The following is a 465-nucleotide window of genomic DNA, read 5'->3' as shown; positions in this document are numbered from 1 at the left end:
GACGACGACGTGTTCGACGAGTTCCTCTCGGATCACGGCCACGAGACAGAGATCGTAAGCTGGGAGCGATCCTATAACAAGCTCCAGTGTCCCGAGTGCGGTGCGCTCCACGAGGAAGGAACGGCGCGGTGTTCGGTCTGCGACTGGCGGCCGAACTGACCCCCGCGGCGACGCCGCTGTGTAGGGATTTTCTTTCCGTCGTACTCCCCGGTAGTATTATGAGGAATTACCCGATAGTGACTACCATGCCGACCTGTCAGAACTGCGGTTCGTTCGTCACGACAGATTACGTTCGGGTGTTCACTCCGAACGAGGTCGATCGGCCCCGCGTCTGTCCGGCCTGCGAGGACCTGGTCCGCGACGGCGCCGACGTCCGCGAGGCCCGCGCGACGCGGAGCAGTTGACGGCCGCCTGGCCGGCGAGGCGCCCGTCCGTCGCGGCCGGGCCGGAGCCCGGAGCGACGAC

The 465-nt window shown here is 65.8% G+C and carries 2 protein-coding genes; both read left to right on the top strand.

Going from position 1 to position 465, the window contains the following annotated elements; all coding sequences use genetic code 11:
* A partial coding sequence (locus tag C5B91_RS23030; RefSeq protein WP_199708902.1) for an HVO_0416 family zinc finger protein occupies positions 1-159 on the top strand: 159 nt, incomplete at its 5' end.
* An 86-nt stretch (positions 160-245) separates the two neighbouring features.
* Positions 246-404, top strand: coding sequence for a hypothetical protein (locus tag C5B91_RS22585; RefSeq protein ID WP_167551915.1), 159 nt, complete (start codon positions 246-248; stop codon positions 402-404).
* The last annotated feature ends 61 nt before the right edge of the window (positions 405-465 follow it).

The sequence above is a fragment of the Haloferax sp. Atlit-10N genome (assembly GCF_003586325.1).
Classification (GTDB): domain Archaea; phylum Halobacteriota; class Halobacteria; order Halobacteriales; family Haloferacaceae; genus Haloferax; species Haloferax prahovense.
The sequence above is the reverse complement of the archived record's forward strand: the minus strand, read 5'-3'. Positions and strand labels throughout refer to the sequence as shown.